The following is a 13,554-nucleotide window of genomic DNA, read 5'->3' as shown; positions in this document are numbered from 1 at the left end:
ACCTTCTACACCGAACCCACCCCACCCGCGGTGGCTCTAGCCGCTTGACGAAAACCATAGAAGCACCCCCCACCCCTCGGGGTGCGACGTCGCCCTACCCGGCGCGTGCACGTGGCCTTCGCCGGTCGGGCCGCATGACAGCCGGGCGGTACGTCAGCTCGCGGCACGGGGGCCGCGGGTCCGACGATCGTCGTCGGGCACATCCCGCGGCCCGCCCCGTGCGGCCATGGCTCCGGCGGTCAGCGACCCGCGATCAAGTACCCCTGGACCGGGCCCTCCGTGTTGGGTTTCCACCCGAGGGCGGGTGCCACGTGCTTGGCGAAGTTCTCGAGGATGCGCAGGTTCAGCTCGGGGCCCAGTTGGCTCGGGATCGTGAGCATGAGGGTGTCGGCGGACATGACGGCGTCGTCGGCGCGCAACTGCTCGATGAGGACGTCCGGCGAATCGGCGTAGGTGCGCCCGAACGTGGAGGTGAACCCGTCGATCACGCCCACCTGGTCGCGGGACTCGCGCGCGCCCATGTAGGAGAAGATCTCGTCCTCGGGGCCCACGATCGGGAACACGCTGCGGCTCACGGACGTGCGCGGCGTACGCGTGTGGCCCGCCTTCGCGAAGGCCTCGCGGTAGCGGCGCAACTGATCGGCCTGTTGCGCGGCGAACGTACCCTCGTTGGCCTCCGTGAGCAGTGTGGAACTCATGAGGTTCACGCCCTGCTCGCCCGCCCACTCGGCGGTCCGGCCCGAACCGGCACCCCACCACACGCGTTCCGCGAGACCCGGTGATTGCGGTTCGATGGCGAGCCGTGCTCCCGCGCCGTACTGGGCGGGATCCGCGTAGGTCATGGGCTCACCCTTGATGGCCCGCAGGAACGTGTCGAAGTGCTCCCGGGCGATGTCCGCACCGCGCGGATCCGTGGAACCCAGGTAGCCGAACGCCTCCCACCCGCGCAGCGCGGGCTCAGGTGAACCGCGGCTCACGCCGAGGGCCACGCGGCCGTCCGCGATGAGGTCCAACTGGGCCGCTTCCTCCGCGAGGTAGAGCGGGTTCTCATAGCGCATGCCTTGGTTGTGACACTGGATCTATCGATCGCTTCCGCCGCCTCGCCTACGGCCGCGAAGCGCCTCATCGATCTGTGCCACAGTCGGGGATCCGGCGTACCCGCTCTCCGTCGCGTAGACCCGGCACGCGAGCGAGCGAACCGGTGTCGTCGGGAACAGGTCGACGCCGTCGACGAGGATCGTGGGCGAGCCTCCGAACCTAATGTTCGCCGCCTCGTCCTCGGTCCAGATCGTCACCAGCTCGACAGGAACGGCCCCGAGCTCGACAACGTCCAGCGCCGCGCGTGCGTTGGCTTCGGCGATGGCCGTGTTCGGGCAGTCGACGATGTGCAGCAGTTCGACCTTCATGCGATGGATTCCTTCCGAGTCCGGGCGGCGCGCAGGCCGTTGAGGATCACGACGACCTCGGCGATCTCGTGCACCAGCACCACGGCGGCGAGGCCCAGGACGCCGAAGAGGGCCAACGGGAGCAGCGCGGTGATGATCAGCAGCGACAGGATGATGTTCTGGTTGATGATGTGGCGTCCGCGTCGGGCGTGGTCGAACGCGCGCGGCAGCAGCCGCAAATCGTGACCAGTGAAGGCCACGTCGGCGGACTCGATCGCGGCATCGGAGCCGGTCGCCCCCATTGCGATGCCGATGTCGGCGGCAGCGAGGGCGGGGGCATCGTTGATGCCGTCGCCGATCATCGCGACCGAACCGTGCTGGCCGAGCTCGCCGATCGCGGCGGCCTTGTCCTCAGGGCGCAACTCGGCGCGCACGTCCTCGATCCCTGCCTGCGCGGCCAGGGCGCGGGCGGTGCGGGCGTTGTCGCCGGTGAGCATGGTCATCCCGACGCCCTGGGCGGTAAGGGTGCGGACGACCTCGGGGACCTCGGGGCGCAGCTCGTCGCGGACGCCGATCGCGGCGACCGGGACGCCCTCGCGGTGCACGATGACGACGGTCATGCCCTGCTCCTCCAGGCCTGCTACCTGGTCGCCGAGCGGCCCGGCGTCCAACCAGCGGGGACTGCCGACCGTGATCCGCGCACCGTCGAGCTTGCCTTCGATGCCGTGCCCGGCCTGTTCGGTCACGTCCTCGGCAGCAGGGGCCTCAGGCGCTGCAGCGGTGATCGCGGCCGCGAGCGGGTGGGTGCTGTGCTGCTCCAGCGCGGCAGCCCAGGCCAGCGCCTGCGCCTCGGTGATCCCGTCGGCGGTGAGCACCGCAGTGACGGCGGGCTCGTTGCGGGTCAGGGTGCCGGTCTTGTCGACGGCCACGTGGCGGATCACGCCGAACCGTTCAAATACAGCCCCTGACTTGATGATCACACCGAACTTGCTCGCCGAACCGATCGCGGCCACCACGGTCAGCGGGACCGAGATCGCCAGTGCGCACGGCGACGCAGCCACCAGCACGACGAGGGCGCGGGTGACCCACAGCTCGGGGTCGCCGAACAGCGAACCGATGAGTGCGACGAGGACGGCGAGGATGAGCACGCCCGGCACAAGGGGACGAGCGATGCGGTCGGCGAGCCGGGCACGATCGCCCTTCTCTGCCTGCGCCTCCTCCACGAGCTCGACGATGGTGGTCAGCGAGTTATCGGTGCCCGCCGCGGTCGTCTCGACCTCCAACGCACCCGCGGTGTTGATCGCGCCGGCCGAGACCGTGTCGCCGGGCTCGACCTCGACCGGGATCGACTCGCCGGTGATCGCGGAGGTGTCCAAACTCGAACGACCAGTGACTACGATGCCGTCGGTCGCGATCTTCTCACCCGGCCGCACCAGCATCAGCTGACCGACGGCGAGGTCTTTCGCGGCGACCTCGACCGATGCGCCGTCCTGGCGGATGGTCGCGGTCTCCGGGACGAGCTTGAGCAGCGCCCGCAGCCCGCCGCGGGCGCGGTCCATCGCCTTGTCCTCCAGCGCCTCCGCGATCGAGTAGAGGAACGCCAGCGCCGCGGCTTCTTCGACGTAGCCGAGGATCACCGCACCGATCGCGCTGATCGTCATCAGGAGACTGATCCCCAACTTGCCCGTGAACAGCTTCCGGATCGCGCCAGGGGTGAACGTCGACGCTCCCAGCAGCAGGCCGATCCAGAAGAGCACCTGCGCCGGGATCTCCATCCCGGACCACTCCAGCGCCAGACCGGTCAGGAAGGCGACGCCCGAGAAGACCGGGACCATGATCCCGCGGTCCCGCCACCAGGGGCGCTCCTGTTCTTCGTCGACTGCTTCACCGACCGCGGTCTCGGTCTCGTCGCATCCGCACGCCGCGCTCACTCGCCCGCCCCCGTCCCGCAGCAGCCGGGCACGGCGCACTCGGCGTCGACGCACGGCGCGTGCTCATCGACGGCCAGCGTCACGTCCACGAGCGCCGTGAGCGCCGCCGCGAGATGCGGATCAGCGATCTCGTAGCGCGTCTGCCGACCCTCGGGCTCGGCGACCACGATCCCGCAGTCGCGCAGGCAGGTCAGATGGTTCGAGACGTTCGAGCGCGTCAGCTCCAGCTCGCGCGAAAGCACAGCCGGGTAGCTTGGGCCGTCGAGCAGGGTCATCAGGATGCGGGATCGCGTCGGGTCCGCCATGGCCCGGCCAAGCCGGTTCATGACGTCGAGGCGTGAAGCAATGGTCAGCATGCACTGAACTATACAGCGTGTGCTGACTCATTGTCGACTCGTCAGGGCTGCCGCACGCGCTCCGCGCGCTTGCCCTCGGGAACCGGGTTCACCTACTTGCGCCAGCGGGGCCACTTCGGCATCCCGCGGCCCCTCCAGGTCTCGACGAGGCACGCGACCCAACGGACGGACGCGAAGAGCCCGTAGCCGGCCCCGGTGAGGCCCACGGCAACCACGAGCCAGCGCCCGATGCCGAGCCACAGGCTCCCGTCCACGTCGAGGGCCCACTGAGCGCCTGTGATGAGCCCAGCGATGCCCATCCAGAGCCCAGCGACGACCACGACCACCGGCAAGAGGGCGAGGCACATCGCAGCGGCAGCCGACCAGAGCTGTCGAGCCTCCAGCTTCGCCGTCGCGGCGATGATCCGCTCGGCGCGCTCGTTGGACGCGTCGAGGTTCGCCGTCATCGTGGCCGAGGCCTCCCCGGCGACCTGCTCGACGGCCTTCTCAACCCGTTCTTCGGAGCGCTTCTCGATCCGCTGCACGGCCCCGCCGACCTGGCTCACGAGCTTCTGGTTCGCCGCGGCCTGTGCCTTGAGTCCCTCAATCGCCGAGGCCGTAGCCGCGTGGTTCTTCTGCGCCTCGGCGACCAAACTCTGCGAGGCGGCGCTCAGCCGCTTCCCGTCGAGACTCTGCACGAACTCGCTGAGCGTGCTCTCGATCTCGCTCAGCCTGCTCTCGACGCTCTCGATCTGCGGTGACGTGCTGACGGACGGCTGCGAGGTCGACGCCCGGTCGATGCGCTTGCTCGTCTCCTCGTCCATGACCTTCACGAGCCCCGCGAGCTCCTTCTGCTGCTCGGCCAGCCGGTCGAGCCGCGCGTTCTGTGCCTCGACGGCGGCGAGGATCGAGGTCAACGTCTCCATCGTCTCCGGACTGCCGAGCTGCTGCCGCTGCTCGTCCTGCGCGTTCTGCTGCTTCAGCCTGTCGAGCGCTGCGCTCATGGTCCTGCTCCTTCTGCTGCTGGTGATAGTCGAAGAACGCCTGCGCGCCCTTTGGGGTGAAGTCCGCCGAGAGGGCGCTGGTGCGCTTACGGCGCGCGGCGCGCCCGGACTCACCTCGGCGGTCCTCGATGTAGAGCGTCCACGTCTCCTTGCCGACGTTCTTGCCCCGCTTGCTCACGGCGGTGTGCAGGCGCATCCGCGGCACCTGCTTCCCGTCGTCGCCAAGCTGCTGGTTCTGCTCCGCGATCACCGATTCGAGACCGGCCTTGTCCATCGACCGGGGATTGGCCAGAGCGGCGCTCATCCGGTCGCCCATCTCCCGGTCGAGCGACCCCTCGGCGAAGTCCTCGCGGCGCAGCTCCCAGTCCTTCGGCGGGTGCTCCAGCCGCTTTACGACCGAGAGGCCGTGCTCGCGCATCAGCTCGTCGTTTGCCGACTGCACGCCCCGCTGGTTCCCTGCCTTGCGGTCGTGGAACGTGCGGTAGTCCGAGAGCGCCTTCCCGGTGCGGTTGTTGTGGTTGACGACCAAGATGTGGTTGTGCGGCTTGCGGCCACGTCCATCCACATGCGTCACCACGAGGCAGTCCGAGTCCGGGTGCATCCGCTTCGCCAGCAGGTAGCCCAGATCATTCACCCGCTGCACGTCCTCCGGGCTGTTCGGGTCGAACTCCTCGTCGCTGAACGACTGCCGGTAGTGCAGCGCCTCGACGCCGCGCTTCGTGTTTTGCGTGAGCGCGCGGGCGCGGGCCGAGAATGCGCCGGGGCCTCCCGGCACGTCGCACGTGACCGCGGCCCCGCGCTCGTCCTCCTTGCCTCGGATGTAGCGCTCCGTGTCTCCGACGCTCGTGCTCGGGCTGTAGTGCGTGGTGCTCATGACGCCGTCCGGTCCCCGAGCAGCGCCCGGACCTCGCGTAGCAACTCGATCAGCTCGGGCACCTCCGCCGACAGCGCCACCGCCTCACCGGCCCGCGCGCGGCGGTCCAGGTCGTTGACGTTGATCGCCAGCGGGCGCACCTGGGCGGCCAGCTCGCGGGCGTCCGCCGAGGCCTGCACGCGCAACTCGGCTCCGAGCAGGTGCGCGGCCACGGCGGCGTCCAGCTCCTCGCTCCGAGAGGCGTGGAGCGCATCGCGCACGACGGTCCGCACCCACGTGCTCGGAGCCAGCCCGAGCCGCGTCGCACGAGTGCGAAGCGCCCCGAGTGTGGCGTCATCGAAGCGGGTATCGAGCCGCCCGCCGCTGCCACGACGACGCTTCGCGCCGCCGTGACTCTGACGCACAGCCTCCGCATCAGCCCGACCCGTGTTCACCTGGGAGTCGGTCTGCTGCTCCACCTGTACGCCAGAGTGGCAAGCAGTAGGCATGTCGGACACATCGCTGACGCTCGTGTCCTCCATGCCTGCTTGCGAGGGGCCTCCGGCCCCCTCGACCCCCTGGAAGAGCGCGTCCAGTTCGGTGCTCATGCGGCACCTCCGATCAGTGCCAGCGGCACGTCCGGACTCCGCACGGCGAGCCCGCTCAGCAGCTCCGCGACCGCGCCGTCCGCGTCGTGGTCGGCCGAGGTCTCCGGACCGTAGGTCAGTTCCCGCGACCCGGCGTTCCGGTGGTACGCGTTCCCGTACATGCCGGGCGTGTGCGCGGCGGCCGGAACGCTGCACTGATGCCACTCGTAGGGCTCGATCCTTCCGATGTGCTGCACGAGGTAGCGGTTGATCTCGTCGGCACGGTAGACCTTCACGACCGAGGCCAGGCGGCGGATGAACTGGTCCAGCGCCTCGTCCACGTTGCCCTTCTGACGGGCGTAGTAGAAGAACTCGACGGGCTCGATCGTCGCCGTGATGACGATGAGACGCGGGGCCACCTCGCCCTTGTTCTTATAGCGCGCCTTCGCCGGGGAGGCGTTGTACGGATCGAGCAGCAGCAGCCAGTCGTTCGCGTCCATCGCCGAGGCGCGCAGATCGTCGAGCAGCAGCACTTCCTCCCCGCGCCAGTCATCGAGGGGGTTCCCCGTGGCGGCCCGGTAGACCTGCCACCGCTCGCCGTGGGCGTTCGCCGCGTTGATCGCCTCGGTGATGAAGTCCGTGGCGAACCGGGTCTTGCCGATACCGGCATCCCCGTGCACGAATACCACGTGCGTCGAGAACTCACCGGCGCGGAGCTTCGCCGCCGCCCGGTACGCGCGGCGTTGACCGTAGGCGGACAGGGCATCGTCGATCTCCCGCTGATGCCGCGAGTAGATGTCGAACAGTTCATCGGTAAGCATGATCTGATCGCGCGTGATCTCGCCCTGGAGCACGCGCTCGCGCATGTCCTCGAAGTTCTCGGCGACGACCTTCTTCTTCACGTGGGCGCGACCCTTGAGCCACGTCTCCCGGCGCTGGGCGTCGATGCCGAGGTAGTCCGGCCCGCGCACCGTGGCGACCTCCGAAGGCGCGTACTGGTGCTTGTCCGCGTACTTCACGTGCGTCAGGTACGAGAGCATGTTGTCGAAGGCGTACCGCCCGCGACCGGGCTTCTCGACGTACTGCGGTTCGACGCCGATGCCAAACGCGAGCCGATCCAGAGGCGCGCTCTTCGCGCGGCTGGCGAACTTGATCACCGCGTGCAGGTGATCCGGCTTCGGCTCGACCACGAGGGTCTTCTCGGTGTCGCTCCAGACCTCGCGCTCGTCCTTGTCGTGCACGATGCCGTAGGCCTCGACGACCTCACAGCCGATCGCCTCGAGCCGCTGCACCACGTAGGCGAGGATCGCCCCGGCTCCCTGCTGGAGCAGCGCGGCCCCGTTCGCGTCCTCGGCGGCCCAGGTCCAGTACGACGGATCGAGGTACTGCGTGAGCCCGATGCTCGTCGGGTTGTTCTCCTGCTTAGCCACGGCGACCACCGCCCAGGACGTCGGAAGGAGCGTGCGGCGCCTTAAATGACCCCCTATTGACCCCCAAATGATCCTGCGGGGTCACGCGGTGGAGCGAAGGCGAAACCGGCAGCTGACCAGGCATGTTGTTGCATGGCGCGGCAATCGACAAGCCCTTGCCGCGCCCGTAGGAACGGATGAGGCTTCCAGAACTCTTGGAGTGCGGAGCACGGATGAGGACGGGCATCACGACGACGGGCAGCCCGCCTCCGGCGGATGCCAGGCCAGGCCCATCGGTCGGGCTGGTCAGGTCAGCGGGAGCGGTGGCGCTGGTGCGTTCGGCGGCGTTCATCGGGCACCACCCTTGCGGTAACGCTTGATGACGGCCTGATGCGTGACGCCGAGGGCGTCGCCGATCTTGGCCCAGGTCACCCCGTCGGCGCGGGCATCGGCGACGGCCATCTCGACGGCCTCCTCCAGCACGGAGCGGAGCACGCCGAGGTCGTAGAGGTGCGCTTCGCTGTCGGCGAGGGTGGGGTCGCCCACACGCCAGCGGAAGCCGTTCACGTGGGCGAAGGCGGCGGAGTTGGCGCTCATCAGCGATCACCACCCATCACGGCGGCGACCGCGGCCCGCTGGCGCGGAGTCAGCGGCGTGCGGGCCAGGCGCTCACCAGCTCGGCGACCGGCGGCGAGGGCGGCAGCGATGACGGGATCGAGCCCATCAGCCTGCGGATCGGGGGTCGAATCCTGGTCGAGCCCAGGGCAGTCCAGCGCAGATGCGCGGGGAGCGTCGATAACGACAGACATCGGAAGTCCTCAAACATGAGTGTGCTTCCGGTTCCCCGCCACGGTAATTGGGCTGTTTGACCGGCTACTCATCCGGGAGTAGTACCGCCAGCTTCAAAGTCTGGCCCCCGGTGGGATCTTCTTGTCTGCAATCATTCTCCCACGAGTCGACTCACCAGTCCACTGACGAGTCGACTCGCGTGTCAGTCGCGACGCGGCTCTATTCGAATGAGGTCGGGGTCGAACCTCACGTGACCCGGCGCGATGGGCTCGATGGTCACCGTCACCAGCTCGTCCACGAGCATCCGGCGGCGGTCCACGTCCAACGCCTTCCACTTCGCCTCGACAACCTCGCGGCGCTCCGCGGTGCCGACCGGCTCGTCCACGTCCGCGAGCAGCTTCGCCGCCACCGACACGGAGCGGTCGAGCAGCTCCGCGTCGATCTCGTCGATGCGCGCCTTCACGTCGTTGATCGCTGCAGTGATCTCCAGGACGGGCTGGTGGATGTCACGGAGCAGAGGGCTCAGCTCTTTCACGCGCTCGACCAGGGCGTTCCGCTCGGTCAGCAGCTCCTCGCGGTCCGGCCCATCGTCCTCCTGCGGCATCACGAGGTCGTGGACGTCCACCGAGGACAGGCGGGTGAGCACCGCCTCGGTGACCATCGCATCGACGGGCTCGCGTTGGCGGGTGAGGTGGAACTGCTCGCCGCAGCGGTACGTCGGCTGCTTGCGACTGTTCGTCCCGGAGACGAGCGTCGCGCCGCACTTCCCGCACAGCCCGATCGTGGACAGAAGGTACTTCGGCTGGTTGCCCTGCCTTGCCGACCTTCGCACGTTGTCCTCCAGCTTCGCCACCGCGGCCCGCCACGTTTGCTCGCCGACGATGGGAGGGAACGCCTCGCCCTGCACCGGGTACAGCTCGCCCGAGGCGTAGTGCTTGATGTACCCAGCGTAGAGCGGGTTCGCCAGCAGGTACCGCACGGCATCGACGGAGAACTCCGACCCGCGCGCGGTCAGATGACCGGCATAGTTCAGGTCCTCGCGAATGCGACGGATCGACAGCGACGGCTCGCCGAGGAACGCGTCGAAAGCCCGCCGAACCGCGTCGGCCTCCTCCTCGATCAGCTCGCCCTCCCGCGTCCAGCCGAACGCCTTCCAGGTGGAGGCCGGTATGCCCTCGGTGCGGCGGCGCTCGTTCGACCTGATCTGGCGCTCGGCCTTGCGACGCGCCTCGAACCGGGCGAGAGCGGCGAGCATCGTCGCCCGGAACTCACCGTCCGCCGTGGAGAGGTCGATCTCGCCGTCGACGGTGACGACTCTGAGGCCGAGGTCGATCAGCGTGTTGAGGTCCTTCGTGCTGCGCAGGAGACGGTCCATGTCCACGGCGACGACCATGGAGAATCGACCGGCTCGAGCGTCGTCCAGCATCTCGGCCCATCGGGTGCCCGCGCGGCGCTTCTTCGTCGCAGAGACCGTGTTGTCGTCGTAGACCTCGACGACATTCCAGTCCTTGGCCTCGGCCAGCGCCCTGATCTTCCGCAGCTGCGTCTCGACCGTCCACCGGTCGCCCTTGCGATCCATCGAGGCACGGACGTACGCGGCTACCTCGTTCGTCTTCCTCAGCGATACCAGTTCAACCATGCAACCAAGCTTACGTGAACGGGTGTTGCAACCGCGACATGCGCTAGCGCATGTCGATCACGCCGGTGCCCACCTCGATGTGGCGGGTACGGGCCGCAATGGCGCTCAACAGGGGCATGGGGGACGCGGATTGGCGTGCGAAGTGATGCACGCGGAAGTACGCGCCGTTGACGCCCAGCGCGTCCGCGCCCTCGGCGATCTCGATCGCGTCCTTGAGGGCCTGACGAGCATCCGGGTCCGCATGTCCACGCCCGGAACCGTAATGACCGAAACTCAGGAATCCGAAAGCCTTCATGACCGGTGCAACCGCGACCCCGCCCCTTTTATTTTTCGTGCAACTTCTTGCGCGATGAGCACGCCGCCGCTCGGTGTCGATCGCACGCCAGCGTCCGGGCATCCCGTGTCCGCGGGGGTGATTTTCAAGCGGCCCGTACGCGCGCGGCGTCGTCGCACCCCGGAATCGGCCCCGCGGGGGCAGTTCCCGGGGTCAGGCCTCGCCAGACTCCTCCTCCCCTGAGGCGGGGGCCGCGGCGAGGGCCATGACGTCGTCGAGCATCTCACGCGTGAGCAGGCCCGTGAACGTGTTGCGCTGGCTCACGTGGTAGCACCCCACGAGCCGCACCGTGCGGCCTTCCGGCGTGCGCAACCGTGCCACGGCACCGTGGCCGAACTTCGGGCGCGGTCGGGGCACGTCCCAACCCATGCGCGCCGCGGCAGCCAGGGTCGTGTGCCACGCGATGCCCCCGAGCGCGAGCATGCTCTCAAGATGTGGGAGCAGCGCGATCTCCCGCTCGAACCACCCACTGCACGCCGCCTTCTCGTCCGGTGCGGGCTTGTTGGCGGGCGGCGCGCAGCGCACCGGGGCGATCATCCGCACGCCGCGCAGCGTCTGCCCGTCCCCCGCGGTGCTCACGGTCTCGTTCGCCGCGAACCCCGCGCGGTACAGCGCCGCGTAGATCCAGTCCCCGGCACGATCCCCCGTGAACATGCGACCCGTCCGATTGCCGCCGTTCGCCGCGGGCGCGAGTCCCACGATCACGAGCCGCGCCATGGGGTCCCCGTAGGACGGTACCGGGCGCCCCCAGTACGGTTCCCCCGCGAACGACGCCCGCTTGTGCTCGGCCACGTCCTCCCGCCACTCGACGAGCCGCTCGCACGTGCGACACACGCTGCACAGGGCGTTGAGCTGCTCGACGTCGCTCGCCCCCGCCGCGAGCTCACGCACCCGGGCGGCGTCGCGGGCCACGGGTGTGTCCGCTCGCGCGGGGTCCTCCGGCCACCCGGTCCCGGGCGGCACCGGGGACGGGAAGAGCCGCCCGGTGAGCGGGTGGGGCAGGAGCGTCTGGGGGTTCTCGGCCATTTGGGTGCCTGTCTCAAGGGTGCGAGTGGGTGTGGAAGGGTGCGGGAATGCGGGGACGTGCGGTGCGGAGCGGTGGGCCGTCCGAGCCGGACCGCGCCGGTCGCGAGCGCCATCGTCCGCACGGCCGACGCTGTCGTCGGCGGAGCGGGCGACGCCGCCCGGGCCGCGAGCGCCGTCGTCCCCGCCCCGAGCGGAACAGGTAGGGAATGACCGAGGCGGGCACGCGACGTCGGGCCCGCGGCTCAGAGCAGGGTGTCCTCCCCGAGCCGGCGCAGGATCTGCCGGCGCCAGCGTTGTGGGAACTCCGGGGCGCGGGTCAGCGCACGGTAGGCGTCCGGGTCCGCCATGCCGGCGTTCATGATGCGCACGACATCGCTCACGGACACCGCGTCCGACGGCCGGCTCGTGAACTCGAACGTGTCCCCCGCGGCCACGTGACCCTCGCGCAGGACCCGCAGGTAGAACCCCGTGCGGCCGGTGTCTTCCATGTCCCGGGGCAGCTGGGCGTCCTGCCACCTGCGGGACACCGTGGCGCACGGCGTGCGGGGCTGGGTCACCTGGACCACCGCGGTGCCCACCCGGTATACGTCCCCCAGGTGGACCTGATCCTCCGTGGCGCCGCGCAACGTGAGGTTCTCGGAGAACGCACCGGGGCCCAGATCGCGGCCCTCGCGCCGCCACCCGTCGTAGTTCTCATGGGGATAGCAGCACACGGCCTTCTCGGGACCGCCGTGCACCGAGATGTCCCCCTGTTCGTCCCCGATGAATCCCGTGGCGCTCAGGAACACCCGGTCCGTGCGGGCCTCCTTGTCCGCGGCAGTGTCGAAGGCCTTGCGGCCCCAGCGCTGCCGCCGCACCGCGCCGGTGTGCAGTGCGACCACCGAGGCATCCGTGACCGTCAGTTGTGGATTCTCCATGGGTCCTCCTGATCCCGGGGACTGCTCACCGGATGGGGTATGGGCGCCGCTCGCGCGGTCCGGCCGGTCCGGCCGGTCCGCCTGCCTGTCAGTTGCTTCACGACCCGCGGCGTCTCGCGCTGCCGCGTCCTGCTTCGTGCGCCGCGCGTGGCTCGTTGCTCCGTGCTCGCTGTGATTCATGCGTGCGCCGGGACACAGTCCGGACAGTACACCCGGGCCCCGGAGGCCGTGCAGTCCTCGCAGCACAGGAACAGCTGCCGGCATGTGGGTTCCGCGCAGTTCACGAACGTGGGTGTCGCCGTGCCGCATTCCTCGCAGCGGCCCAGCGAGCGCGCATCAGGGGAGAATTCCATGTGCATACGCTTGTCGAAGACGTAGAGGGAGCCGTCCCACAGTCCGTGGTCCCCGTACTGTTCGCCGTAGCGCACGATCCCGCCGTCCAGCTGGTACACGTCCCGGAATCCCCGGTTCTTCAGCAGCACGCTCAACACCTCGCAGCGCACTCCCCCGGTGCAGTAGGTCACCACGTGCTTGTCCTTGAGGTGGTCGTACTTCCCGGAGTCGAGTTCGCGGATGAAGTCCCGCGTGGTGCCCGTGTCGGGGACGACGGCGTCCCGGAACCTCCCAATCCGCGCCTCCAGCTCGTTGCGACCATCGAAGAACACCACGTTTTTCCCGCCCCGGTCCACGAGCTGGTGCAGTTCGCGGGGTGTCAGGTGGGTGCCACCGCCCTGGACCCCGTGCTCCGTGACCGTGATGACGTCCGGGGCGTGGAAGGACACGAGCTCGGGGCGCACCTTGACGCTCAACCGGGGGAAGTCGTCCCCGCGGCCGTCCGACCACTTGACGTCCGCATCCTTGAACGGGACGTACTCCCGCAGCCCGCGGACGTACCGTTTCACGTCCTGGATGTCCCCTCCCACCGTGGCGTTGATCCCCTGTGCGGAGACGATGATCCGCCCCGTCACATTGCTGCTCCGCGCCAGGTTCAGCTGCCACAACCGCACCGCCTCCGGATCCGGCAGGGGTGTGAAGACGTAGAACAGCACGATCTTGGGGAGGGACATGACTCCAGCGTAGATCCCCGCTCCGACCGAACATCTGTGCCCCGAAAAAGCCGTTCCCGGCCGATCCCGCGGTCGTTCCGGGGCATGTGTGTTGTGCAGTGGGATTGCCGCGGGGGTGTAACGCGGGGGATGTAGGGCGGGGTGCGGGTGCGCGTGGCCCTCGCTGGAGTGGATACAGCCGTGGGGAGGGCCGCACCTGTCACCGACCCGGCGGTGTGGGGCTCACAGGGCCCGCGATCCGTGCTCCGCGCGGTAGACGCCCGACTTGATGAGCCGCC

General features: G+C 69.2%; 15 protein-coding genes. All 15 read right to left on the bottom strand.

Features of this window, described 5'->3' with window-relative positions:
* Positions 1-239 precede the first annotated feature (239 nt).
* The 15 genes from RF637_RS02690 to RF637_RS02620 all read right to left on the bottom strand — a co-directional run bounded on the left by RF637_RS02690 (position 240) and on the right by RF637_RS02620 (position 13,276).
* Positions 240-1,058: an LLM class flavin-dependent oxidoreductase gene (locus tag RF637_RS02690; protein WP_368844078.1), complete on the bottom strand. Its 819-nt coding sequence runs from the start codon at positions 1,056-1,058 to the stop codon at positions 240-242.
* A 21-nt stretch (positions 1,059-1,079) separates the two neighbouring features.
* Entirely contained in the window at positions 1,080-1,406 is a 327-nt protein-coding gene (locus tag RF637_RS02685; protein WP_144932262.1) for a hypothetical protein, read from the bottom strand.
* Positions 1,403-3,316: a cation-translocating P-type ATPase gene (locus RF637_RS02680; RefSeq protein WP_222119030.1), complete on the bottom strand. Its 1,914-nt coding sequence runs from the start codon at positions 3,314-3,316 to the stop codon at positions 1,403-1,405. The genes RF637_RS02685 and RF637_RS02680 overlap by 4 nt, the downstream gene beginning before the upstream one ends.
* Entirely contained in the window at positions 3,313-3,672 is a 360-nt protein-coding gene (locus tag RF637_RS02675) for a helix-turn-helix transcriptional regulator (protein ID WP_144932261.1), read from the bottom strand. Before RF637_RS02675 ends, RF637_RS02680 begins: the two co-directional genes overlap by 4 nt.
* A 92-nt stretch (positions 3,673-3,764) precedes the next feature.
* Positions 3,765-4,304 (bottom strand): hypothetical protein, encoded by a 540-nt coding sequence (locus RF637_RS02670; protein ID WP_186313817.1) that lies wholly within the window; start codon positions 4,302-4,304, stop codon positions 3,765-3,767.
* The gene (locus RF637_RS02665) at positions 4,255-5,529 is read right to left on the bottom strand and encodes a relaxase/mobilization nuclease domain-containing protein (RefSeq protein ID WP_144932259.1); all 1,275 of its coding nucleotides are present in this window, start codon (positions 5,527-5,529) and stop codon (positions 4,255-4,257) included. The genes RF637_RS02670 and RF637_RS02665 overlap by 50 nt, the downstream gene beginning before the upstream one ends.
* Complete coding sequence (locus tag RF637_RS02660; protein WP_144932257.1) at positions 5,526-6,116, bottom strand: hypothetical protein; 591 nt, start codon at positions 6,114-6,116, stop codon at positions 5,526-5,528. The genes RF637_RS02665 and RF637_RS02660 overlap by 4 nt, the downstream gene beginning before the upstream one ends.
* Positions 6,113-7,534 carry a Rep family protein gene (locus tag RF637_RS02655; protein ID WP_053446999.1) on the bottom strand — a complete coding sequence of 474 codons (1,422 nt, stop codon included), beginning with the start codon at positions 7,532-7,534 and terminating at the stop codon, positions 6,113-6,115. The genes RF637_RS02660 and RF637_RS02655 overlap by 4 nt, the downstream gene beginning before the upstream one ends.
* Positions 7,535-7,852: 318 nt before the next feature.
* A complete protein-coding gene (locus RF637_RS02650) occupies positions 7,853-8,101 on the bottom strand; it encodes a helix-turn-helix domain-containing protein (RefSeq protein WP_035123395.1) in 249 nt (82 codons plus the stop codon).
* Positions 8,101-8,313 (bottom strand): hypothetical protein, encoded by a 213-nt coding sequence (locus RF637_RS02645; protein ID WP_053446998.1) that lies wholly within the window; start codon positions 8,311-8,313, stop codon positions 8,101-8,103. The genes RF637_RS02650 and RF637_RS02645 overlap by 1 nt, the downstream gene beginning before the upstream one ends.
* A 182-nt stretch (positions 8,314-8,495) precedes the next feature.
* Positions 8,496-9,932 carry a recombinase family protein gene (locus tag RF637_RS02640; protein ID WP_144932251.1) on the bottom strand — a complete coding sequence of 479 codons (1,437 nt, stop codon included), beginning with the start codon at positions 9,930-9,932 and terminating at the stop codon, positions 8,496-8,498.
* A 43-nt stretch (positions 9,933-9,975) separates the two neighbouring features.
* Positions 9,976-10,227, bottom strand: coding sequence for an LLM class flavin-dependent oxidoreductase (locus RF637_RS02635; RefSeq protein ID WP_368844077.1), 252 nt, complete (start codon positions 10,225-10,227; stop codon positions 9,976-9,978).
* A gap of 192 nt (positions 10,228-10,419) precedes the next feature.
* On the bottom strand, positions 10,420-11,292 hold the full coding sequence (locus RF637_RS02630; protein ID WP_206399458.1) for a uracil-DNA glycosylase: 873 nt from the start codon (positions 11,290-11,292) through the stop codon (positions 10,420-10,422).
* 242 nt (positions 11,293-11,534) lie between these two features.
* Positions 11,535-12,209 carry an MOSC domain-containing protein gene (locus tag RF637_RS02625; RefSeq protein ID WP_368844076.1) on the bottom strand — a complete coding sequence of 225 codons (675 nt, stop codon included), beginning with the start codon at positions 12,207-12,209 and terminating at the stop codon, positions 11,535-11,537.
* A 176-nt stretch (positions 12,210-12,385) separates the two neighbouring features.
* Complete coding sequence (locus tag RF637_RS02620; protein ID WP_368844075.1) at positions 12,386-13,276, bottom strand: rhodanese-related sulfurtransferase; 891 nt, start codon at positions 13,274-13,276, stop codon at positions 12,386-12,388.
* Between the last annotated feature and the right edge of the window lie 278 nt (positions 13,277-13,554).

Source organism: Kocuria sp. CPCC 204721 (assembly GCF_040980945.1).
GTDB lineage: Bacteria > Actinomycetota > Actinomycetes > Actinomycetales > Micrococcaceae > Kocuria > Kocuria marina.
The sequence above is the reverse complement of the archived record's forward strand: the minus strand, read 5'-3'. Positions and strand labels throughout refer to the sequence as shown.

Bases quoted from the DNA above. Each gene is read 5' to 3' on its own strand.
- RF637_RS02690 (WP_368844078.1), bottom strand. From the start codon at position 1,058: ATGCGCTATGAGAACCCGCTCTACCTCGCGGAGGAAGCGGCCCAGTTG.
- RF637_RS02685 (WP_144932262.1), bottom strand. From the start codon at position 1,406: ATGAAGGTCGAACTGCTGCACATCGTCGACTGCCCGAACACGGCCATC.
- RF637_RS02675 (WP_144932261.1), bottom strand. From the start codon at position 3,672: ATGCTGACCATTGCTTCACGCCTCGACGTCATGAACCGGCTTGGCCGG.
- RF637_RS02665 (WP_144932259.1), bottom strand. From the start codon at position 5,529: ATGAGCACCACGCACTACAGCCCGAGCACGAGCGTCGGAGACACGGAG.
- RF637_RS02660 (WP_144932257.1), bottom strand. From the start codon at position 6,116: ATGAGCACCGAACTGGACGCGCTCTTCCAGGGGGTCGAGGGGGCCGGA.
- RF637_RS02650 (WP_035123395.1), bottom strand. From the start codon at position 8,101: ATGAGCGCCAACTCCGCCGCCTTCGCCCACGTGAACGGCTTCCGCTGG.
- RF637_RS02645 (WP_053446998.1), bottom strand. From the start codon at position 8,313: ATGTCTGTCGTTATCGACGCTCCCCGCGCATCTGCGCTGGACTGCCCT.
- RF637_RS02640 (WP_144932251.1), bottom strand. From the start codon at position 9,932: ATGGTTGAACTGGTATCGCTGAGGAAGACGAACGAGGTAGCCGCGTAC.
- RF637_RS02635 (WP_368844077.1), bottom strand. From the start codon at position 10,227: ATGAAGGCTTTCGGATTCCTGAGTTTCGGTCATTACGGTTCCGGGCGT.
- RF637_RS02630 (WP_206399458.1), bottom strand. From the start codon at position 11,292: ATGGCCGAGAACCCCCAGACGCTCCTGCCCCACCCGCTCACCGGGCGG.
- RF637_RS02625 (WP_368844076.1), bottom strand. From the start codon at position 12,209: ATGGAGAATCCACAACTGACGGTCACGGATGCCTCGGTGGTCGCACTG.
- RF637_RS02620 (WP_368844075.1), bottom strand. From the start codon at position 13,276: ATGTCCCTCCCCAAGATCGTGCTGTTCTACGTCTTCACACCCCTGCCG.